This is a genomic window from Leuconostoc gasicomitatum LMG 18811 (assembly GCF_000196855.1).
GTDB lineage: Bacteria > Bacillota > Bacilli > Lactobacillales > Lactobacillaceae > Leuconostoc > Leuconostoc gasicomitatum.
The window spans coordinates 1,093,855-1,115,087 of sequence record NC_014319.1 but is presented as its reverse complement, the minus strand read 5'-3'; the positions used below and the strand labels follow the sequence as shown (position 1 = coordinate 1,115,087).

21 protein-coding genes are annotated in these 21,233 nt (G+C 36.6%); 16 read left to right on the top strand and 5 right to left on the bottom strand.

Going from position 1 to position 21,233, the window contains the following annotated elements; translation table 11 throughout:
- Nucleotide 1: 1 nt before the first annotated feature.
- On the bottom strand, nucleotides 2–883 hold the full coding sequence (thrB, locus tag LEGAS_RS05425) for a homoserine kinase (RefSeq protein WP_013231651.1): 882 nt from the start codon (nucleotides 881–883) through the stop codon (nucleotides 2–4).
- Nucleotides 880–2,166 carry a homoserine dehydrogenase gene (locus LEGAS_RS05420; RefSeq protein ID WP_010386530.1) on the bottom strand — a complete coding sequence of 429 codons (1,287 nt, stop codon included), beginning with the start codon at nucleotides 2,164–2,166 and terminating at the stop codon, nucleotides 880–882. Before LEGAS_RS05420 ends, thrB begins: the two co-directional genes overlap by 4 nt.
- Nucleotides 2,167–2,271: 105 nt before the next feature.
- Between LEGAS_RS05420 and thrC the strand changes: the two genes are divergently transcribed.
- The 4 genes from thrC (at nucleotide 2,272) to LEGAS_RS05400 (ending at nucleotide 6,299) form a co-directional block, all read left to right on the top strand.
- Nucleotides 2,272–3,732: a threonine synthase gene (gene thrC, locus LEGAS_RS05415; RefSeq protein ID WP_041771838.1), complete on the top strand. Its 1,461-nt coding sequence runs from the start codon at nucleotides 2,272–2,274 to the stop codon at nucleotides 3,730–3,732.
- A gap of 113 nt (nucleotides 3,733–3,845) precedes the next feature.
- Nucleotides 3,846–5,078, top strand: a complete 1,233-nt coding sequence (glyA, locus tag LEGAS_RS05410) for a serine hydroxymethyltransferase (RefSeq protein WP_013231649.1) — start codon at nucleotides 3,846–3,848, stop codon at nucleotides 5,076–5,078.
- A 4-nt stretch (nucleotides 5,079–5,082) separates the two neighbouring features.
- Nucleotides 5,083–5,622, top strand: a complete 540-nt coding sequence (locus LEGAS_RS05405; RefSeq protein ID WP_013231648.1) for a 5-formyltetrahydrofolate cyclo-ligase — start codon at nucleotides 5,083–5,085, stop codon at nucleotides 5,620–5,622.
- Nucleotides 5,623–5,786: 164 nt separating this feature from the next.
- The gene (locus LEGAS_RS05400) at nucleotides 5,787–6,299 is read left to right on the top strand and encodes a DoxX family membrane protein (protein WP_013231647.1); all 513 of its coding nucleotides are present in this window, start codon (nucleotides 5,787–5,789) and stop codon (nucleotides 6,297–6,299) included.
- A 60-nt stretch (nucleotides 6,300–6,359) separates the two neighbouring features.
- Here LEGAS_RS05400 and LEGAS_RS05395 read toward each other — a convergent pair whose 3' ends face one another.
- On the bottom strand, nucleotides 6,360–6,659 hold the full coding sequence (locus tag LEGAS_RS05395; protein WP_010687778.1) for a hypothetical protein: 300 nt from the start codon (nucleotides 6,657–6,659) through the stop codon (nucleotides 6,360–6,362).
- Nucleotides 6,659–7,561 carry an N-acetylmuramoyl-L-alanine amidase family protein gene (locus LEGAS_RS05390; RefSeq protein WP_013231646.1) on the bottom strand — a complete coding sequence of 301 codons (903 nt, stop codon included), beginning with the start codon at nucleotides 7,559–7,561 and terminating at the stop codon, nucleotides 6,659–6,661. Before LEGAS_RS05390 ends, LEGAS_RS05395 begins: the two co-directional genes overlap by 1 nt.
- Nucleotides 7,562–7,715: 154 nt before the next feature.
- On the opposite strand from LEGAS_RS05390, the gene LEGAS_RS05385 reads away from it, so the two are divergent.
- On the top strand, nucleotides 7,716–8,963 hold the full coding sequence (locus tag LEGAS_RS05385) for an acetate/propionate family kinase (protein ID WP_013231645.1): 1,248 nt from the start codon (nucleotides 7,716–7,718) through the stop codon (nucleotides 8,961–8,963).
- A 116-nt stretch (nucleotides 8,964–9,079) separates the two neighbouring features.
- On the opposite strand, the gene LEGAS_RS05380 is transcribed toward LEGAS_RS05385, so the two are convergent.
- Nucleotides 9,080–10,018 (bottom strand): dihydroorotate oxidase, encoded by a 939-nt coding sequence (locus tag LEGAS_RS05380; protein WP_010385793.1) that lies wholly within the window; start codon nucleotides 10,016–10,018, stop codon nucleotides 9,080–9,082.
- 103 nt (nucleotides 10,019–10,121) lie between these two features.
- Here LEGAS_RS05380 and LEGAS_RS05375 point away from each other — a divergent pair, with 103 nt between their 5' ends.
- The 11 genes from LEGAS_RS05375 (at nucleotide 10,122) to LEGAS_RS05325 (ending at nucleotide 21,158) form a co-directional block, all read left to right on the top strand.
- On the top strand, nucleotides 10,122–12,002 hold the full coding sequence (locus tag LEGAS_RS05375) for an ABC-F family ATP-binding cassette domain-containing protein (RefSeq protein ID WP_013231644.1): 1,881 nt from the start codon (nucleotides 10,122–10,124) through the stop codon (nucleotides 12,000–12,002).
- 94 nt (nucleotides 12,003–12,096) lie between these two features.
- The gene (gene dprA / locus LEGAS_RS05370) at nucleotides 12,097–12,963 is read left to right on the top strand and encodes a DNA-processing protein DprA (protein WP_010388795.1); all 867 of its coding nucleotides are present in this window, start codon (nucleotides 12,097–12,099) and stop codon (nucleotides 12,961–12,963) included.
- 39 nt (nucleotides 12,964–13,002) lie between these two features.
- A complete protein-coding gene (topA, locus tag LEGAS_RS05365; RefSeq protein ID WP_013231643.1) occupies nucleotides 13,003–15,093 on the top strand; it encodes a type I DNA topoisomerase in 2,091 nt (696 codons plus the stop codon).
- A 254-nt stretch (nucleotides 15,094–15,347) separates the two neighbouring features.
- Nucleotides 15,348–15,782, top strand: coding sequence for a PTS sugar transporter subunit IIA (locus tag LEGAS_RS05360; protein ID WP_010388793.1), 435 nt, complete (start codon nucleotides 15,348–15,350; stop codon nucleotides 15,780–15,782).
- 15 nt (nucleotides 15,783–15,797) lie between these two features.
- Nucleotides 15,798–16,292 carry a PTS sugar transporter subunit IIB gene (locus LEGAS_RS05355; RefSeq protein WP_010388790.1) on the top strand — a complete coding sequence of 165 codons (495 nt, stop codon included), beginning with the start codon at nucleotides 15,798–15,800 and terminating at the stop codon, nucleotides 16,290–16,292.
- A gap of 24 nt (nucleotides 16,293–16,316) precedes the next feature.
- Entirely contained in the window at nucleotides 16,317–17,177 is an 861-nt protein-coding gene (locus tag LEGAS_RS05350) for a PTS mannose/fructose/sorbose/N-acetylgalactosamine transporter subunit IIC (RefSeq protein ID WP_013231642.1), read from the top strand.
- Between the two features lies 1 nt (nucleotide 17,178).
- The gene (locus tag LEGAS_RS05345) at nucleotides 17,179–18,033 is read left to right on the top strand and encodes a PTS system mannose/fructose/sorbose family transporter subunit IID (RefSeq protein ID WP_013231641.1); all 855 of its coding nucleotides are present in this window, start codon (nucleotides 17,179–17,181) and stop codon (nucleotides 18,031–18,033) included.
- 20 nt (nucleotides 18,034–18,053) lie between these two features.
- The gene (locus LEGAS_RS05340; RefSeq protein ID WP_010388783.1) at nucleotides 18,054–18,347 is read left to right on the top strand and encodes a hypothetical protein; all 294 of its coding nucleotides are present in this window, start codon (nucleotides 18,054–18,056) and stop codon (nucleotides 18,345–18,347) included.
- 254 nt (nucleotides 18,348–18,601) lie between these two features.
- Complete coding sequence (locus tag LEGAS_RS05335) at nucleotides 18,602–19,954, top strand: MATE family efflux transporter (protein ID WP_013231640.1); 1,353 nt, start codon at nucleotides 18,602–18,604, stop codon at nucleotides 19,952–19,954.
- Between the two features lie 324 nt (nucleotides 19,955–20,278).
- Nucleotides 20,279–20,713, top strand: a complete 435-nt coding sequence (locus LEGAS_RS05330; protein ID WP_010381751.1) for an SRPBCC family protein — start codon at nucleotides 20,279–20,281, stop codon at nucleotides 20,711–20,713.
- Nucleotides 20,697–21,158: a MarR family winged helix-turn-helix transcriptional regulator gene (locus LEGAS_RS05325; protein WP_013231638.1), complete on the top strand. Its 462-nt coding sequence runs from the start codon at nucleotides 20,697–20,699 to the stop codon at nucleotides 21,156–21,158. The genes LEGAS_RS05330 and LEGAS_RS05325 overlap by 17 nt, the downstream gene beginning before the upstream one ends.
- The last annotated feature ends 75 nt before the right edge of the window (nucleotides 21,159–21,233 follow it).

Below are 21,233 nucleotides of genomic sequence, written 5' to 3'. Positions count from 1 at the left end.
GCTAGTTTTCTTCTTTCATGATTGTTAGACCCATAAGATCTTGTTTGAGAATTTTGACTTGACCGAGTAGGTGTGCCCCCAGCAATGCCGATAGTAAATTATCGGTTTGTTCTTTAGCGACAATTGTCATGACTGTTGGTCCAGCGCCAGATAAATAAGTCCCCACAATGTTTAATTTGTGGGCAATCTGACGAATGATTGCCAAATGAGGAACTAGCGAAGCACGGGCATTTTCGTGAAAATGATCTTGCTCAATCAATTTGCCGACGGTTGCAAAATCATTGGCATTTAAAGCAGCGACTAGTGTATTACTAATAGCACTTGCTGCCACACTCTCATGAAATGATAAACTGTCAGGTAACGCTGATCGTGCTGCAGATGTTAGTAATTTATAATTCGGAATAAATGTCACAAAGTCAATATTTTTTGGCATTTTTAATGGTGCATGGAAAACATGTGAACCATCATAATACGCGGCGACACCACCACCTAATAGTGCAGGTGCAACATTATCAGGATGGCCTTCTAACACTGTAGCATTGAGTAATAGTGTATCATTGGATAAATTCAAGTCAGACAAAATGTTGGCCATTGCTAATCCAGCAATTAGTGCAGATGACGATGATCCTAAACCTCGCGCTAGAGGAATATCAGATGTAACAATGATGTGGTGAGGTTTTATATTAGCAGATAAGGAAAGTGCTGTTTGCACGATAAAGTGTTTCTCATCATGTGGCATCGTATCTGAAAAATCATGATCAACAATCCAAGTGGCCGTTTCTTCGTGAATTTCTAATGTTAAGTAAAGTTGTAAGGCGACACCTAGTGAATCAAATCCGGGGCCGACATTTGCACTTGTTGCGGGTACTTTGATTGTTATCATGAGAATATTTTATACTCCGCGGCTAAGTTAATACCATCTGCATTACGCAGTGTGGTGCGAATGACATTTAGTTGCGCATCGCTTGCCGGATGTGTTAAGGCAACTAAACGTGCAGTACCATTAGCTGCAGGTGTTTGTTTCAAATCAGTGAAACTCATCTTTGCTGCAGCAAACATGCCCGTAACAGAGTACATAGCACCAGGGGTATCATCGACTTCAACAACGATAAACCGACGTGCAATACGTTGTGAAGGTTTAGCTAAATCAAGATCTTGGTTGAATGAATTAAAAGGATGTCCCGGTGTGTTTAAAGCTAAATCTGTCGCAACATTTGTCAAGTCACTTAAAACAGAGTTAGCTGTAGGCATTTCGCCAGCGCCAGGACCATATAACATAACTTCACCAACAGATTCACCATTGACAAGTACCGCGTTATTTTCGTTATGAACGGTAGCGAGTGGATGCGTGAAAGGCACGAGCTGTGGAGAAACTTCAATGCTAATGGCTTCTTTTGTATTACCAACCACTTGCGCCACACCGAGTAATTTAATAACATAACCGAATGCATACGCATCAGCTATGTCAGCATCGGTGACATTAGCAATGCCAGTGATTGACAAATCACCTAAAACAGGTTGTACGCCAAAAGCAAAGTTTGACAAAATAATTAACTTGTATGCGGCATCAAATCCTTCAACATCATTTGTCGGATCTGATTCTGCAAAACCTTTATTTTGAGCTAATTTCAGTGCATCAGCATAGGATAGGTTATTAGTTGCCATCTGAGTTAAAATAAAATTACTTGTACCGTTAATGATACCTGCTACACGCGAAATTTCATCGGCAGTGAAACTAGTTGATAGTGTACGGAGAATTGGGACACCACCTGCAACTGCAGCCTCAAAAAATAAATCAACACCGTTTATTTCAGCAATAGCTACTAGTTCTTGTCCACGACTTGCAATTAAATCTTTGTTTGCTGTCACAACATGTTTTTTGGCATTTAATGAGCGCTTGATCAGGTCATAGGCTTCATCTAATGTTCCCATGACTTCAACAACAATTTGGATATCTGGGTTGTCTAAAATATCTGTTGCTTGATTTGTAATAGGGAAATTTTTAACAAAACCGGTACGTTCTTTTGTCAAATTATGAATGACTGCATGTTTGACAATTAATCGAGAACCCGTGCGTTTCGTAATCTGTTCTGCATTTTCTTGTAAAATTTTAACGACGCCACGGCCAACTGTTCCTAAGCCAAAAAGGCCAATTCCAATATCCATAATCCATCCTTTTATTTGTTATTCTTATAATTCTATCATTTTTATTCATAATTATGTAGTTATTTGTTATAATTTAATAAATCAGATAAAAGGAAGTTGCACATGATGAAATACGTTTCCACACGTGGTCAAGCACCGGCAGTAACAGCAAGTCAAGCTATTTTGAATGGTATTTCACCAGATGGCGGGTTATATGTACCAGAAAAGTGGCCTGAAATATCACTTGACTGGTCGGTCTTAAAAACGCAAACTTATTCCGATTTGGCAACATTAATATTTGATGCCTTTTTTGATGATTTTAGTGTCTCTGAAATCGATTACATTATTAAGAAAGCTTATGGTAAGCAATGGGAAACTGACAATGTGGTATCATTCCACGAAGAAAACGATTTAACATACATTGAGTTATTTCATGGTCCAACCCTTGCCTTTAAAGACGTTGCTCTACAGGCACTACCACATTTAATGACTACTGCTGCAAAAAAGCAGGCTATGAGTGATAAGATTGTTATTCTCACGGCCACATCAGGAGACACAGGCACAGCTGCTATGAGTGGCTTTGGGGATGTTTCTCAGACAGAAATAATTGTTTTTTATCCAGAAGAAGGTGTCAGTGAGATTCAAAGGCAACAAATGCAAACAGAAACGGCTGATAATGCGCATGTCATTGCAATTACTGGTAATTTTGATGACGCTCAAAAGGCAGTTAAGACCTTACTTGCTGATGAATCATTAGCAAAAGATTTAAAGGCAGAAGGTCTGCGATTTTCATCTGCAAATTCGATAAATATTGGACGCCTTGTCCCACAAATTGTTTATTATATATATGCTTATGCTCAACTGATTAAAGACGAAAAAATTAAAGCTGGAGATGAAATTAACATTGTGGTGCCAACAGGTAACTTTGGCAATGTTTTGGCAGCTTACTATGCGAGTCAAATTGGATTACCCGTGAAACAGTTCATTGTCGCTTCAAACGAAAACAATGTGTTAACGGATTTCTTTACAACAGGTAAATACGATAGTAACCGTCATTTCAAAGTGACAAACGCACCGGCCATGGATATCTTGGTATCTAGTAATTTAGAACGTTTATTATATTTTGCTAGTGGTCAAAATAGTGATGAAATTCAGGCATATATGACAGCATTACAGGAAGATGGGGCCTATGTTATCAAACCTGATACACGTGCCAACTTAAACAAATTTGTTGCTGCGTTTGCAACACAAGATCAAGTATCTGAAACAATTAAAAAGATTGCCAACGCGACAAACTATACAATTGATCCTCATACAGCCGTTGGTCGTTATGCTTATGAACAAACGGCTGTGACAGGACCAACGTTGATTGCCGCAACAGCAAGTCCTTACAAGTTTTCAGAAACTGTATTACAGGCACTTAATATGGCGCCGGTGTCCGGACAAGCCGCACTTGCTCAATTATCAAAAATGACAGGAACTGAAATTCCTATTCAAATTGCAACATTATTTAATAAACCAATACGACATAAACAGGTGATAGATTCAAAACAAATTTTAGCTACCCTCAAGCATGAAATTTTTTAAACACGAACTATTTCATTTATTATTTTTAATAATTCGTATTTATCCGGACTATTAAACTTAAAAATAACGTAAAATACGTTATAATTAGATTATTAATCGATTAGGAGAATAACATGTCATTTAAAGAACGAGATCCCGAGGTTTGGAGTGCAATTCAGCAAGAAGGTGCGCGTCAAAATCGTACGATTGAATTAATTGCTTCAGAAAACTTTGCCTCAAAAGGTGTTCGTGCGGCGCAAGGTTCTGTGTTAACTAATAAGTACGCTGAAGGATACCCGTATAAGCGATACTACGGTGGAACAGAGTATGTCGATGTTGTTGAACAACTGGCTATTGATCGATTAAAAGAACTCTTTGGTGCAGAATATGCCAACGTGCAACCACATTCAGGATCGCAGGCGAATGCTGCAGCTTATATGGCATTTTTGAAACCCGGCGACAAGATTTTAGGAATGAATTTAGATGCAGGTGGACACCTGACACATGGTGCTAAGGTGTCATTTTCAGGGAAGATGTATGATTCTTATACCTATGGATTGAATTCTGAGACAGAACGACTAGACTATGAGGCTATTGCAAAACAGGCACGAGAAGTCAAGCCACAATTAATAGTCGCTGGTGCATCTGCCTATTCACGTATCATTGATTTTACAAAGTTCCGTGAAATTGCTGATGAAGTTGGTGCTTATTTGATGGTTGATATGGCACATATTGCGGGCCTTGTTGCTGCGGGATTGCATCCAAATCCAGTCGGTATTGCTGATGTGGTAACTTCAACGACACACAAAACTTTACGTGGACCTCGTGGCGGTGTTATCTTATCACAAGAACAATATGCTAAAAAACTTAATTCCGCAATTTTCCCAGGTTCACAAGGTGGCCCTTTGGAGCACGTGATAGCCGGTAAAGCAATTGCATTTGGTGAAGCCTTACAACCTGAATTTAAAGTATATGCTGCACAAGTCATTAAAAATGCACAAGCAATGGCTGATGTTTTTAATCATACTGAAGACATTCGTGTTGTGGCTGGCGGGACAGATAATCATTTGTTTAACTTGGATTTGACAAAAACCGGTTTAAACGGTAAGCAAACACAAGAATTGTTAGATACGGTTTCGATTACCACAAACAAAGAAGCGTTACCAAATGAAACTTTGAGTCCATTTGTAACCTCTGGTATTCGAATTGGCACACCTGCGATGACAACACGGGGCTTTAACGAGGCTGATGCGCGACAAGTTGCCGAGTTAATTGTCACAGCTATTCATAACTATGATGATCTAAAAGTACTAAAAGAAGTTAAAAAGGATACTGAAATTTTAGCTATGACACATTTGTTTGAATAAAGATATGTTAGATAAAAAAATAGTGCGTACTCTGCAAAAACAGCGATTGGCTAATTACGTTGGATTTCAGCGCATGCAAGAGGAAACGGCATTACGAAAGTTACTATTTCGCAGCAATCAGTGGCAAAAAGCCCAAATAATTGCTGTTTTTTTGAGTACAGCCACAGAAATCAATACACAACCAATTATTGCTCGTGCGTGGTCAGAAAGTAAGCGAACAGTTGTACCTAAAATTATTAATAAGCAAATGGTATTTGTTGAAATAACGTCTGGTTCTAACTTTAATTTAGGTCAAATGAATATTAAAGAACCAATAGATAGCACTATTTTCGATATTACTTTGATTGATTTAGCAATTGTACCAGGTCTAGCGTTTACCGTATATGGGGAGCGACTAGGTTATGGCGCTGGCTACTATGATCGTTTTCTATCGCTATTTTGTGGTGATACTGTATCATTGGCTCTAGGCGTGCAACTTGTGACATCTTTACCATTAGAAGGACATGATCAAAAAGTGAGTCATATTTTGAGTCAAAGAAAATAATAATATGATTATTACTAACCTATCTGTTGTAGATAATAAAATGCGCATTATGCTAAAGTCATGTTATTCAAATCAAATTGTTTGACTTTTCACAATGTGTTCTATATACTTACTATTTGTAATAGAAATTATGATGACTACGCATAGTATAAGGAGAATAGATTATGATGACATGGCTTCGTAACTCACCAGTCGCAATGTGGATTTTAACAATTTTACGCGTGTATTTGGGCTATCAGTGGACCTTGGATGGTTGGGAAAAAATAACAACTAGCGGTGGATTTGATGCTTCTGGACTAATTATAGGTGCGATCAAAAACCCTGTCTTAACACCAGATAAGACGAAGGCATTTCCATGGTATGATTGGTTTTTGAATGTCACAACAAGCCATGGCAAAAATACGGAAATTTTTTCATTTCTTGTCTCTTGGGGTGAACTATTAGTGGGCTTAGGTTTAATATTTGGCACACTAACACTGGCTGCAGCCTTTTTTGGACTAGTCATGAATTTTTCTTATCTCGGCGCTGGTGTTGTGTCCGTTAATCCGACATTTATAATTATTGGTGCGCTTTTGTTGATTGGCGGCTATAACTCTGGAAAAATTGGTTTAGATCATTGGGTTACACCTTATTTACGTCAAAAGTTTCCTTTTTTGAAAAATGATATTAAAGTATAACGACAAAAAACGACACGATCTCTTAAAAAGAAGCGTGTCGTTTTTGTTGCTATATGATTTTTAATCCACTAATGGCAAAATATTAACAATAGAAATGCGATCACTATCATCATTTTTTAAACGTGAGATGATGTCATTGTAACGATGTTCTGATAGCGGTTCTTTTTTGTCAAAAGTTAGAATTTTATTATCAATATGATTACTCGTACTTGGATATTCTTCAATACGATAGATAATTAATAGTTTTTTATAGGCAAATGGCTGAACAATCATACCATCCAAATGTTCTTCTACTTGCTCTGTTGTTTGATTAGCAATGTTGTCTTCAAACGCTTGCTTTGTTTTTTTAAATAAAGCCATTATTTTATCTCCGTATTTTGTTTAAAGTAAGTAGTTAATCCGTGGGTGACCAAAGTTGCAATTTGTTGTTGATATTTTTCTGTACGAATTTTTTTAAAATTTTCTGGGTTATTGATGTAGCCTAGTTCGAGTAGTACGGCGGGCCGAGTAACATGGTCTAATACAAGATACTGCGTTCTATCAATACCACGATTGTTAATGGGTAGGCCATCGAGCGCATTTTTAAGCGCAGTAACCAATGCGTAACTATTTTGATGATAATAGAATTGAGAAACGCCACTTGCTGTTGTTGCGCTATCCTCATTGCCATCGTGATCAAAGTGAATTGAAATTTGTGCATCTGCTTGATAATGTTCGGCTAGACGTGGAATATGGAGTAACGGGACAAGAACGTCTTTATCACGTGTCATAAATACACGTGCACCAGTTTTTTGTAATGATGAGCGCATTTGTCGCGCTGTACGTAATGTATATGTTTTTTCAAAAAATTTACCGTTAACGGATGCTGAGCCATTATCGCCAGATAAACCGTCGTATTTTTTGTCTGGATTACCACCATGACCTGGGTCTAAAACAATTGTAGCTTCACTAATTGGTGTGGCTGTACGCAATGTTTTTGATTCAGCAACCCAGCCAGCGACCCAGCCGATTTTCTCATTATCGGTACGTCGAACTTTGTACCAACCACGTGTCTTGTTTAAAATGATGAGGTCTGTACCACTTTTCAGAGATGCCGTAGATTTATATGTTCGACCAGGTCCAGTACGAAATTGTACATTATTTGGTCGTGTTGCTATTTTATCTTTATTAACAAGAGAGAGAATCAAACCAAATGTTGTTATTAATACAAGGGCAGTTATTACAATGCCAATTAAATTACTTAAGAGCCATTTTTTAATCATTTTATACCTACACGAGTCAATTTATATGTATCAATATTGTAACACATATCAACGTGTCCTTTACTTTCAAAAAATGTTACAATAATTCTATGACATATCAAGCGGCGTATGTTGTGAAGGTATACTTAAACTTAAAGGTAAAAAGGAAAACATTATGTCAAAAGTAATGGCGGTCAACGCCGGCAGTTCATCACTGAAATTTCAATTGCTAGAAATGCCCGAAGAAAAAGTATTAATGCAGGGAATTATTGAACGCATTGGTCAGGAAAATGCTGAAATTACCATTAAATATGGTCAAAACATTGAACCAAAGCGTTTAATTGGTGCTGAAGAAGGGCATATCACACTAACAAAAAATGGTGGTCAAAAGTTTGAACATGAAATGTCAATTAAGGATCATGATCAGGCAATCGATATTTTGTTACAGAAAATGACAGATCTTGGCATCGTTAAAGATTTCAATGAAATTACAGGTGTCGGACACCGTGTTGTTGCTGGTGGTGAATGGTTTAATCATTCTGTTGTTGTAACTGAAGAAGTTTTGACAAAAATTGATCGTTTGGCAGATTACGCACCATTACATAATCCAGCTAATGCTATGGGCATCCGTGCCTTTCAAAAACTGCTACCAAATGCATTGTCTGTGGCAGTATTTGATACTTCTTTTCACCAAACAATGCCTGAAAAAAATTATCTCTATAGTATTCCTTACGAATATTATGCACGATATGGCGCACGTAAATATGGTGCACATGGCACATCGCATCGCTATGTGACGGAACGTGCAGCTAAAAAATTAGGTATTCCACTTGATGAATTTAATGCAATTTCATTCCATTTAGGTGCGGGTGCTTCAATTACAGCTATTAAGAATGGTAAATCATATGATACATCAATGGGATTCACGCCATTAGCAGGATTGACGATGGCAACACGCTCTGGGGATGTTGATCCATCATTAGTTTACTATATTCAAGAGCGCGAAGGTCTGTCAAATGAAGAAATGCTGTCAATATTAAACAAAAAATCTGGTTTACTTGGTATTTCAACAATTTCAAGTGATATGCGTGATTTAGAAGAAGTTCAAGAAACTAATACGCATGCTAAATTAGCGCTTGATATGTTCTATGATCGTGTCATTCGTTACGCTGGACAGTATTTTGCTGAATTAGGACGTGTTGATGCGCTTATCTTTACTGCTGGTATCGGTGAAAATGATGCTGTAACACGTGCAAAAGTTTTGGAATCATTGGCATTTGCTGGCGTTAAAATAGATACTGATGCTAATAATGTCCGTGGTAAAGAAGTCATTTTAACTACTGAAGACTCAACTGTTACTGGATTATTGATTCCAACTAATGAAGAATTAATGATTGCGCGTGATGTGGAATCATTACGGTAAAAAACTAAAATCATTATATTCTTGAAACAAGCTGTCTTTAATCAGCTTGTTTTTTATTTTGTTGTTAGAGCTTATAAAAAAGGTTGATACTTTTGAAATATCAACCTTTTTATGATTTATGACATAATTTTTAATTGTCCACGTACATCATCCAAAGAATCATAACCTTTTTCTGTGAGTATCTCGGTTAGTTCTTTCTCTAATCGTTCAAAGACAGTAATACCTTCAATAGCAAGTTGCGAACCAACTTCAACTAAATCAGCACCACACAATAGATGGTCATATACATCACGACCAGTTGTTACACCACCTGTACCAATGATTTTAATAGTTGTATTTAATCTGTCGCGCAGTGCACGAACATTAGCTAAAGCTGTTGCTTTGACCAATGTGCCGCCAATACCACCGAAACCTGCTTTGGGTTTAATAACGACAGTATCAGTATCTTGATCAATGACTAATCCGTTGCCAATTGAATTAATCGTATTAACAAAAGCTAAAGGAAATTTATTTAGGATCGCCGCAATATCATCAAAATGAACAATGTCAAAATAGGGTGGTAATTTAACCCCTAAAGGTTTTTTAAAGAAAGCAAAAACTTCAGTTAGTATTTGTTCTGTGGCTTCAAAATCATAACCCGTTTGAGGTTTACCAGGAACATTTGGGCATGATAGATTTAATTCAATGAGACCATCAAAATCAGCATCTTGTAATTGATGCAACATCGCAATGTTTTCTTGTTTGGATAAACCAGCAATTGAAAAGAAAATGGGCTTATAAGTTTCTTTAGTGTCAACATAGTCCATGTAATAGTCAAAGCCTTCATTTGGCAATCCCATTGAATTAATCGTTCCTAAACCATTATTTAGTTCATAATAACGTGGTGCAGGGTTACCAGGACGTACCAAGGGCGTGGCAGATTTAGTAACAACTGCTCCAGTATATTCAGATGCTAGAACTGTATCTAACTCCATGCTAGTTTGACACATGACACCAGCAGCGTTAAGCAAAATGTGATTAAAATGGTAGTTTTGAATATTGGCTGTGAGTTGCATAATTGGTTTCCTCTGACTAATATGATTTTCTCGTGAAATGTTTATCTAAGTATAACAAAAAAATAACACGATAAAAAGGAGCAATGTTGGGTATAATAATAATATGAAACAATTTAGAGTAGACAATTTAAAAAGTACATATGGCGAGAAGGTATTATTTAATGATATCTCATTTTTAATGACAGAAGGTGACCGTATTGGTCTGATTGGTGTTAATGGGTCTGGAAAAACTTCCCTACTCAATGCTATTTCTGGTGTCAATTTGGCTGATTCAGGTAAAATATTCAAACAAAATGATTATAGTATTGGGTATCTAACACAAAATCCAACATTAGATGACAATGCTTTAGTTATGGATGCTATTTTATCGGGGGACCAACCAGTTTTCAAAACAATTAGACAATATCAGTATGCATTGCAACAATTTGGTGAACAACCGACTAATATTAAAATTGCGCAAAATTTCGAAGATGCACAAAATGCAATGGATCGTGACGAAGCGTGGACAACTGAGGCACAAGTCAAAGCAATTTTAACGCAATTACATATGCCTGATTTGCAACGTCAAATTGGCGAATTATCGGGTGGGCAGCGTAAACGTGTCGGTTTAGCACAAATATTAATTGAAGCGCCTGATCTATTAATTTTAGATGAACCAACAAACCACCTAGATTTTGATTCAATTGCTTGGTTAGAAAAATATCTGGCTAATTATAAAGGCGTTGTCTTGGCAGTAACCCATGATCGTTATTTTTTGGATGCAGTAACGACGCGTATTTTCGAACTATCATTTGGTGATTTATATGAATATAAAGGCAATTATCAAGACTATATGATTGGCAAATCCCAACGTGTTGAACAAAGTAAGGTAGCTGATCATAAGCAGCAACAGCTTTATAAGCAAGAGTTGGCTTGGATGCGTAAGTCAGCACGCGCGCGGACAACGAAACAAACAGCTCGTGAGAATGCTTTTTCTGAATTAGAGTCACAGATGGGTAATTTAAAATTAGACGACGATGTTGCTGTTAATTTAGGACAGCAGCGTTTGGGAAAAAAAGTGATTGTTATTGACAATGCTAGTATTAAGTTTGATGATAAAATCATATTGGAAAATTTTAATTTGCGTATAGCAGCAGGCGATCGAATTGGTATCACTGGTGAAAACGGTGCCGGCAAGTCAACCTTTTTGAATGCAATTGCAGGTCGTTTACCTGTAACAAGTGGCGTGATTGAATTAGGTGAAACAGTCAAAATGGCCTATTACACGCAAAGTACAGAAGAAATACCAGATGATAAAAGAGTTATTGCTTATTTATCAGATGTTGCTGAATCGGTGACGGATAAAAATGGTAATCAGGTGAGTGTTTCAGAATTGCTAGAGCAATTTTTGTTTCCGCCTTTCATGCACGGTACATTGATACGTAAGTTGTCTGGTGGTGAAAAAAGGCGATTGTATCTCTTGAAGCTTTTATTACAACAACCAAATGTTTTATTGTTAGATGAACCAACAAACGATTTAGATATTGGGACGTTGACCGTGTTAGAGGATTTTTTGTCAGGATTTTCTGGAGCTGTCATTACTGTTTCTCATGACCGTTACTTTTTAGATAAGGTAGCAAGTCAGTTATATATGTTCCAAGGTCAGGGCGTTGTTGAACGTTATGATGGTTTATTTAGTCAATATTTAATAGAGCATGCAGATGATCGACTAAACGTATCAGAAAAGATAGCTGTTTCAAAATCTAAATCAGTTACAATACAAAAGAAGAAATTAACCTATAACGAAAAAAAAGAATGGGAAACAATTGAAGATGATATTGCAAAGTTAGAAGCTAGATTAGCTGCTATACCAGACGACATGGCAAAAAATGGTACTGACTATGTTAAGCTTGGCGATTTGCAAAAAGAATCCGACAAACTTGAAGCAGAACTTGATAAGAAAATGGATCGATGGGAGTATTTGAGCGAAATTGTCGCAGGATAGATTGTTATTTTAATTGTTTCAGAATAGCCAGTATATCATAATTTTTTTGTGATACACTGCTGGTTACAACGTATTATTTTCTGAGGAAAACGATATGAACTTAAACCAACAATTACTGGCAATTCATTTGACACAAGGGATTGGCATTGCGACTGAGTCTCGTCTTATTGAAGCAATGAATTCTAACTTGTTACCAAGTATTTATCCTTGGCCGCTAGATTTATTACTACAAATAACTCATCGTGGTTACCATGATAGAATTCGTGCAACCTATGCGACGGCATTACAACGCGCAAGTAATTTTAAGGGTAATTATATTACTTACCCTGATGATAACTACCCGCAACGTTTGCGAGAAATATTTGAGCCACCACTTGTGTTGTTTTATGAAGGACACTTGGCAGCTTTAAATTTACCGAGTTTATCAGTCGTAGGTACCCGCTCAGCTACGATTTATGGTCTAAATAGTTTGCGTCATTTGTTACCACCAGTTATTCAATCTAGCATTGCAATTGTTTCTGGATTGGCACAAGGAATAGACGTCATGGCTCATCAAATTACTTTTGCTAACAATGGTGTCCCGATTGCAGTTATCGGTACTGGTACGGATGTGGCATATCCTAGACGTAACACGTCACTGCAAAAGCAGATTGCGCAACAAGGATTAGTAGTCAGTGAGTACGGTCCTGGTATCGGACCACATCGCTCTCACTTTCCAGCAAGAAATCGAATTATTGCTGGATTATCCTCAGCCACTTTAGTCGTTGAGGCAAAAATAAAGTCAGGTAGTTTAATTACTGCTAATGCTGCCTTACAAAATAATCGTGAAGTATTATCAATTCCAGGATCTATTTTTTCAGAAGAATCACAAGGTACGAATGAATTACTTAGTTTGGGTGCCAAGTTAATCACAAAATCCCAAGATATTATAGAAAGTGTCCAAATACTTGATACAATCTGATATGCTATATACTAAGAAGTAAATTATAAGGCATATCTAATGGTAGAGACAAAAAATAAAACAACCAAATTAGTTACAAAGAAAACAACAAAACGTAAACGAGCTAAAGTTAAGAAAAATCTTGTCATTGTGGAAAGCCCATCGAAGGCAAAGACGATAGAGAAGTATCTCGGAAGCTCATATAAAGTCGTTGCGAGTTTAGGACACATTCGTGATTTACCAAAGTCAACGCTTGGCGTTGATGTTGAAAATGATTACGATCCCAAATATATTAACATCCGCGGTAAAGGGGATGTTATTAAGGGTTTACGTAAAGAAGCAAAAGCAGCTAAAAAAGTTTATCTCGCAAGTGATCCAGATCGTGAAGGAGAAGCTATTGCTTGGCATTTACAACATATTTTAGAGTTAAATCCTGAAGAACCTAATCGTGTGGTTTTTAATGAGATTACAAAGGATACCATTAAAAACGCCTTTAAGATACCGCGCAAGATAAATCAAGACCTTGTTGATGCCCAACAAGCACGTCGTATTTTAGATCGCTTAGTAGGTTATTCAATTTCGCCAATTTTGTGGAAAACAGTTAAACGTGGTTTATCTGCAGGACGTGTGCAATCAGTCGCACTTGGACTGATTATTTCGCGTGAACGTAAAATTCAGGCATTTGAACCAGAAGAATATTGGACATTAGATTCAGAATTTAAGAAATCTCGTTCAAAGTTTAAATCTTCATTCTATGGTTTTGACGGTAAAAAACAACCATTACCGGATAATGAGAGTGTTCAATATGTTTTAAAGCAGATTGATCAATCTGCTGATTTTAATATTGTCAAAGTTGAAGCTAAGGAACGTAAACGTAATCCACAGCAGCCCTTTACAACGTCAACAATGCAACAAACTGCTAATACACAGTTGAATTTTAGAACACGTAAAACGATGATGGCTGCACAACAATTATATGAAGGGGTTAATTTAGGGCGTGGTATTGGCCAAATTGGTCTGATTACGTATATGCGTACGGATTCAACACGTATTTCTTCTCTGGCTCGTAATGCAGCTGCTTTATATATTCATGATACTTGGGGAGAGGCATACTCGCAACATAAGCCGATTCAGGGTAAGTTGCCTGAAGGCGCTCAAGATGCGCATGAAGCTGTCCGCCCAACTGATGTGACAAGAACACCTGAAAGCATAAAAGATAAATTAACACCAGACCAATTTAAACTATATTCGCTAATCTGGTCACGTTTTGTTGCAAGTCAAATGACCCCAGAAATACTGGATACCATGGCCGTGACAATTGAACAAAATAATGTTGTTTTTCGCGCAAACGGTTCTAAAACAAAATTTCAAGGATTTACTAAAGCATATCCAGCAGCTAAAGAAAAAGATAACGCCTTACCTGATTTATCAGTTGGAGACAAAGTTAAATTAACGAATACGAATCCAGAGCAACATTTCACATTACCGCCGGCGCGCTACTCTGAAGCTGCGTTAATTAAAGCTTTGGAAGAAAACGGTGTTGGCAGACCATCAACTTATGCACCAACGTTAGACACAATCCAACGACGAAACTATGTTAGAATTGATGCGCGCAAATTTGTGCCCACTGAATTGGGTGAAATTGTACAAACAATTGTCGAAGAGAGCTTCCCAGATATAACAGACACACATTTTACAGCTAGCATAGAGCATGAGCTAGATGAGGTAGAAGTAGGTGATAAGCACTGGGTACCGGTGATTGATTCTTTTTATAAACCGTTTTCAAAAGAAGTTGAGCAGGCAGCAGCTACATTAGAAAAAGTTATTATGCATGATGAACTTGCTGGTATGAATTGCGAAACTTGCGGTGCACCAATGATTGTTAAAATGGGCCGTTATGGCAAATTTTATGCTTGCGCACGATTTCCAGATTGCCGTAACACACAAACAATTATTAAAGAAATTGGGTTGCTATGTCCGAAATGCCATAAAGGTCAAATTGTTGAACGAAAAACGAAGCGTCAACGTACATTTTATGGTTGTTCTCGTTACCCAGATTGTGAATTTGTATCTTGGGATAAGCCAACAGAAAAAACTTTGGCGGATGGTACCACACCAAAAGTGCCTGAAGATGAAGTATCAAAAGCATAATATTAGATTAGTATTTAGTACAGTTTCAACTCATAAATATATGTCAAAAGCTTAGTCATGACTAAAATTAACCAAATCTGTTAGATTTTTTCTAACTATTTGAAAAAAATTTTTAGTCAAGACAGGCTTTTTTATTATTTTCTTATTATTGAGGAACGTTGTTGTTTTTTTCTAAAAAAAAGCGTAAAATATTAATTAAGGTATGTAAGCGCTTACATATAAAAGAGTCATTTCAATAAAAGTGGGAGGAAAAAATGAAATATCTTATTTTGGTAAGTCATGGTAAGTTTTCAGAAGGTTTGAAAGATGCGCTAGGCATGTTTGTTGGTGATAACATGGATTCAGTGCGAGCGATCGGGTTGCAATCAGGTGAAGACACAAAAGTTTTGGCTACGCGTTTTCAAAAATTTGTTTCTGAATTAACTGACGATGCGGAACTCGTTGTATTGGGAGATATCATGGGAGGGAGCCCTTTAACTACAATAACTAACGTTTTGAATCAAGAAGGGAAACTAGAAAAATCCATTATTTTTGGTGGCATGAACTTTCCAATGGCGCTGAATGCTGCTATTTTAAAAGATAGTCTCAGCCAACAGGACTTAGGAACAGCTATTATGAAAGAAGGAGTATCATCAGTGAAACAATTTTCATTAGTTGAAAAACCAGATGAAAATGATGATGATATTTAAAAAGGAGAATAGGTTATGAGTATTTCATTTGTACGTATTGATGATAGAATTATTCACGGACAAACAGTTACACGTTGGGCAAAGGAATACCCCTGCGATGGTTTAATAGCGGTAAACGATGCTGCCGCATCGAATCCTGTTTTAAAAGAGGCCTTTATAAGTGCTTCTGAAAAAAAGACGTTTGTTTGGACGTTGGCACATTTTAAGGAAAAACAGGCGCAAGTATTAGCTTCTAAACGCCAATATTTTCTCATAACAAAAACACCACAAGACATGAAAACAATCCTTGTTGACTTTGGATTTGTACCAGGGGATGTTAAAAAAATCATTGTTGGACCTGCTAATGATCGACCTCATGCTATCAAATTAGGTAATAATCAATCTATCATTCCTGAAGAAGCTGTAGCATTTGAAGCAATTCAAGCGCAAGGTTATCAGGTTAAATTCCAATTATTACCTGACGTTTCAATTGGCTATTGGAATGATTTTAAAGGAAAGTTTAATTTGTAACTTGATATAGAAAAGGTGAGGAATATGACAATTAGTTGGATACAAGCAAGTATTCTAGGCATTTTTGCCAGTTTGTCGTCTATGCCAGGAATGGCAGGATCTACAATTGGTAATTATACATTAGGACGTCCATTAGTTGGTGGTTTAGTCTGTGGACTTGTTCTAGGAGACTTAAAAACGGGTATTGCAGCTGGTGTGGCTATGCAGTTAGTTTATATTGCATTAGTAACTCCAGGTGGGACTGTTTCTGCAGATTTACGAGCGGTATCATACATTGGTATACCACTTGCTATGGTTGCTATCCATGCACAAGGTTTAGCAGCAACATCTGGTAATGCCGCTGATTTAGCTAAGTCAATGGGCACGTTGGTGGGTACTGTCGGTACCGTATTATTCTACGGTACTGCAACGATGAATTTAGTTTGGCAGCATATAGGTTGGCGTGCAGTTGAAAAAGGTGAGTTTAAAAAACTATACGCGGTTGATTGGGGTTACCCTTGGATTTCACATTTATTTTTCTCTTTCATTCCAACAGTATTAATGACGCATTTTGGTTCGAGTGCTGTTCATGCACTTAGAACAGCGTTACCTATGGATGGTATCCCAATGAAAACATTATTTACTGTTGGGGCATTGCTACCTTGTGTTGGTATAGCTATTTTGTTAAAACAAATAGTTGAGGGTCCAATTGATTTTATACCATTTTTTGTTGGATTTACATTTGCGGCGTCACTAAAATTAAACCTAGTTTCAGTTACTGTAATCTCACTTATTTTTGCAATGATCTTTTACAAGTTGGATATGGCAATTAGTATTAATCGACAACCAATACTAAATGGTTCAAATGACACAATAATTGATGATGAGGAAGAGGAGGATATTTAAGATGGCAAATATAGAAAAAAAGACACTTTCTCGTAAAACTTTAAATAAATCTTTTCATCATTGGTTCTATGGTCATTTGACAGCTTTTTCTCAAGAACATATGCAGACATTTGGTTACCTAACTTCTATGTTGCCTATTGTTGAAGAACTATATGATAACAAAGAAGATCAGGAAAAAGCAATGAAAACCTATACTGCTTTTTTCAATACAGAACCACAACTTGGAACTGTCATCGTGGGTATTACAGCTAGTTTAGAAGAAGCACGTGCTAGTCAAGGAATTGATGATGGTGAGGTGGATGATACCACGATTAATGGTTTACGTGCAGGTCTTATGGGTCCCATTGCAGGCATTGGAGATTCACTTGTTGTTGGAACATTAATCCCAGTAATCTTAGGTATTGCACTTGGTATGTCATCAGGCGGATCACCTTTAGGTGCAATATTTTACATTATTGTATGGAACTTACTTGGTTACTTCGGTATGCGTTTTGCTTATTTCAAAGGCTACGAATTAGGTGACAAGGCTGTCGGTATTTTAATTGGTGCACAGGGGAAAGCAATTAGGAAAGCGATTGCGACCATTGGTGGTATGGTTGTTGGTGGTGTCGCTGCAACTTGGGTGACGGTAAAAACATCATTTAAGCTCACAAATGGTTCTGGAAAGTCATATTTAGTGTTACAAAATCAACTTGATTCTGTATATCCTGGATTGTTGACAGCTTTGTTCATAGTTCTCTGCTGGTGGTTAATGGCTAAAAAAAATATTTCTCCTATTAAAGTTATGCTAATTTTGGTAGTTGTTGCACTTGTTGGTGTATTAGTTGGTTTCTTTAATCCAGGCTTAACATACTAATTAACGTTGAGGTGAGGGTAATGACAGTAAATACTGACAAAACAGAAAAAGCTTATAAAATAGAAATATTATTTCAAGAACGTATGATTCGTAATTTACAACATTGGCAATCAATTTTCTCATTATTGACAGGTGTTGGTGTGCTATTCATTTATTTTTTCAAAAATAAAAATATCTGGTTTTTTGGTTCCGGCATAGCGTTATGCGTGATTGGAATACTAGTTATATTAACTGTTGGCTACGCAATTTATACTGGCAAAAAAAATGTAACGCGAGTCATTGAACGTTATGACAGTGTCGAAAAGAAAATTTGATATACCTTGCGGGTATTAAAAACACGATTTGGTATACATTAAATGAATAATATATTACTAAAAAACAGCAACACAGGCCATTAAGAAAAAAATGGCGTTTGTGGTGTTAATCCCGCTACAAAAAGATAGTTTAATTTTGAAGACCCTGCAATAAATTTGCTAAAAACTTAAATCAAAGACTAGTCAAACAGATGTTATTCCGGTAAAATAGGTATTTAGCTTATGACTACTTATTTTTGGAGATGTGACTGATTATGCGAGATTTAACTCAAGGTTCACCAGCTAAGCAAATTTTGTTTTTCACTATACCATTGGTTATTGGGAATCTTTTTCAACAACTTTACAATTTTTCTGATACTGTTATTGTTGGACAAACATTAGGCGTTAAATCTTTGGCAGCCGTTGGTGCCACCGGATCTATTATGTTTTTGATTTTAGGATTTGTGCAAGGATTTACGGCTGGTTTATCCATTATTACTGCACAACGTTATGGTGCTCGTGATATTGCGGGTGTGCGTAAAAGTATGGCTTCAACATTGATTGTTTCAGCATTAACAACCGTTATTGTCACGATTTTGAGTTTACTCGCTGTCTATCCATTATTAAAAATCATGCAAACACCTGCAGAAATTTTTAATCAAGCATTTATTTTTATCGCCATTATCTTAGGCGGTATTTTTGCTACAATGGGTTACAATGTTACGGCGAATTCACTGCGTGCGATTGGTGATTCACGCTCACCGTTAGTTTATCTTATTGTTGGCATGATCATTAACATTATACTTGAACTATGGTTTATTATCGGTTTGAACTACGGCGTTGCCGGTGCCGCTCTGGCAACAGTTATTGCACAGCTTGTATCAACAATATTAAGCTTTTGGCATATTTATCGTTTTTCTCCTTTATTGCAAGTTCATCGTTCTGATTTCAAATGGGATCCGGTAGATATTAGAATCCATTTACGTGCTGGATTACCAATGGGTTTCCAAAGCTCGATAATCGCTATTGGCGCACTTGTACTACAGGGAGCTCTTAACACATTAGGAACAGATGCAGTGGCCGCAACGACGGCTGCCCAACGTATTGATCAAGTCGCTACGTTACCGTTAATGTCATTTGGTATTACAATGGCAACTTTTGCTGCCCAAAATTACGGTGCTAAACAATATGAACGTATTCTTATTGGGGTGAAGCAGGCGTTATTCATGAGTATGGGGTTTGGCCTATTCATGGGAATTTTAGAAATTTCCTTTGGTGATTTTGCGGTCATGCTGTTTGTAGGCGCAGATCAGCAACGTGTACTTGAGTTGGCGCAACAATATTTCTGGGCCAATGGTGCTTTTTATTATATTCTATCAGCACTATTTATTATTCGATATGTCTTGCAAGGGTTAAATGATTCCAAAACACCAACTTTTGCAGGCATTGCAGAATTGATGATGCGAACTGTGGCAGCCATTACATTGGTCGGGCCCTTTGGCTTTTTTGGGGCCAGCTTAGCTAATGTACTGGCTTGGATTGGATCACTAATTGTGATGATTCCGGCTTATAGAAAAATTACTAAGAAACTTCGTGAACAGCAAAAAAATATAAATGAACAATATTAATGATGTGCTCGTTAAGTCTTGAATAGAAAAATTAAGCTGAGGTATTGTCTCAGTGGTAGTACAGGCATGTGATGATAAATTAGAAGACATAAGCTGTGGATTTTTATGGTTGATTTTGACAATGACCATTAAAGTTTCTGCAGCTTTTTTTGTGCGCAAAATTTGGTTAAAATAAGCATTCTACCATTTGGTGTAACGCTTGCTACTTAAAATTGTTGTGATGATTGTAAAAGATAATCTAGTATGTTTTAATAAAAAATTATTGACATATAAATAATAATAGTTTATATTATATGTATACTTATAAAAAGGAAAAAAGAGAATATGAAATATAGTTTTGAGCAGAAAACAAGCGCTTCAATTACAGATGTATGGTCGTTATACGAAAACGTCAACAAATGGTTTACTTGGGAAAATGATTTAGAGAAAATTTCCTTAGAAGGATTATTTGAAACTAATACTAAGGGTAGTATGACCTTGACGAACATGCCGCCTATGTCATTTGAACTTGTTAAAGTTATTCCCGAGGAAGTTTTTATTGATAAAACAACTATTCCAAATATGGGAGATATTAATTTTATTCATGAGTTGATAGAAACTCATCATAAAGAAACAGTCATTAGACATTCTGTTGAATTTGTGCCTTTAAACAGAGAACCAAAAGCTAATGATTTGCAATTCATTTCTAAGATATTTGAAAACGTTCCAGCAAGCGTTTTTTCACTTATTGAGGTTGCTACTAATGATTCAAAAATTTAATTCAGAATTTAAAGATAACGCGGCTAATTCGTTAGGGTTTTCTTTTATTAAAGTTTATAACGCATGGCACACATTAATTAAAACTAAATTACGCCAGTATGATTTAACACATCCTCAATTTATTGTATTATCAACATTAGCTTATTTGACACAGCAGAATGATGAAGTTAATCAAGTCAACATTTCAAAGCATTCTGATATTGATGTTATGACTGTTTCGGTGATTATAAAAAACCTGGAAAAATCAGGATTTGTTGTACGTGAAGTTTCAAAAAAAGACACGAGATCAAAAATTATAAAATTGACGCAAAGTGGTTCAGACATTATTAATGAGACGTTACCAGTAGTGGAAAAAGTAGATCAGAAATTCTTTTCTGTTCTAAAGGATGATAAAAACAAGTTCAATGAGTTGCTTCAATTATTAATATTAGCTGATCGGACATAAAGTTAATATAATATTGCAGGTTGCTGAAAGACTTGTTTTGGCAATTGCTTGTACAGTCAGCTTAAGTACACTGTG

Bases quoted from the DNA above. Each gene is read 5' to 3' on its own strand.
- thrB (WP_013231651.1), bottom strand. From the start codon at position 883: ATGATAACAATCAAAGTACCCGCAACAAGTGCAAATGTCGGCCCCGGA.
- LEGAS_RS05420 (WP_010386530.1), bottom strand. From the start codon at position 2,166: ATGGATATTGGAATTGGCCTTTTTGGCTTAGGAACAGTTGGCCGTGGC.
- thrC (WP_041771838.1), top strand. From the start codon at position 2,272: ATGAAATACGTTTCCACACGTGGTCAAGCACCGGCAGTAACAGCAAGT.
- glyA (WP_013231649.1), top strand. From the start codon at position 3,846: ATGTCATTTAAAGAACGAGATCCCGAGGTTTGGAGTGCAATTCAGCAA.
- LEGAS_RS05405 (WP_013231648.1), top strand. From the start codon at position 5,083: ATGTTAGATAAAAAAATAGTGCGTACTCTGCAAAAACAGCGATTGGCT.
- LEGAS_RS05400 (WP_013231647.1), top strand. From the start codon at position 5,787: ATGATGACATGGCTTCGTAACTCACCAGTCGCAATGTGGATTTTAACA.
- LEGAS_RS05395 (WP_010687778.1), bottom strand. From the start codon at position 6,659: ATGGCTTTATTTAAAAAAACAAAGCAAGCGTTTGAAGACAACATTGCT.
- LEGAS_RS05390 (WP_013231646.1), bottom strand. From the start codon at position 7,561: ATGATTAAAAAATGGCTCTTAAGTAATTTAATTGGCATTGTAATAACT.
- LEGAS_RS05385 (WP_013231645.1), top strand. From the start codon at position 7,716: ATGTCAAAAGTAATGGCGGTCAACGCCGGCAGTTCATCACTGAAATTT.
- LEGAS_RS05380 (WP_010385793.1), bottom strand. From the start codon at position 10,018: ATGCAACTCACAGCCAATATTCAAAACTACCATTTTAATCACATTTTG.
- LEGAS_RS05375 (WP_013231644.1), top strand. From the start codon at position 10,122: ATGAAACAATTTAGAGTAGACAATTTAAAAAGTACATATGGCGAGAAG.
- dprA (WP_010388795.1), top strand. From the start codon at position 12,097: ATGAACTTAAACCAACAATTACTGGCAATTCATTTGACACAAGGGATT.
- topA (WP_013231643.1), top strand. From the start codon at position 13,003: ATGGTAGAGACAAAAAATAAAACAACCAAATTAGTTACAAAGAAAACA.
- LEGAS_RS05360 (WP_010388793.1), top strand. From the start codon at position 15,348: ATGAAATATCTTATTTTGGTAAGTCATGGTAAGTTTTCAGAAGGTTTG.
- LEGAS_RS05355 (WP_010388790.1), top strand. From the start codon at position 15,798: ATGAGTATTTCATTTGTACGTATTGATGATAGAATTATTCACGGACAA.
- LEGAS_RS05350 (WP_013231642.1), top strand. From the start codon at position 16,317: ATGACAATTAGTTGGATACAAGCAAGTATTCTAGGCATTTTTGCCAGT.
- LEGAS_RS05345 (WP_013231641.1), top strand. From the start codon at position 17,179: ATGGCAAATATAGAAAAAAAGACACTTTCTCGTAAAACTTTAAATAAA.
- LEGAS_RS05340 (WP_010388783.1), top strand. From the start codon at position 18,054: ATGACAGTAAATACTGACAAAACAGAAAAAGCTTATAAAATAGAAATA.
- LEGAS_RS05335 (WP_013231640.1), top strand. From the start codon at position 18,602: ATGCGAGATTTAACTCAAGGTTCACCAGCTAAGCAAATTTTGTTTTTC.
- LEGAS_RS05330 (WP_010381751.1), top strand. From the start codon at position 20,279: ATGAAATATAGTTTTGAGCAGAAAACAAGCGCTTCAATTACAGATGTA.
- LEGAS_RS05325 (WP_013231638.1), top strand. From the start codon at position 20,697: ATGATTCAAAAATTTAATTCAGAATTTAAAGATAACGCGGCTAATTCG.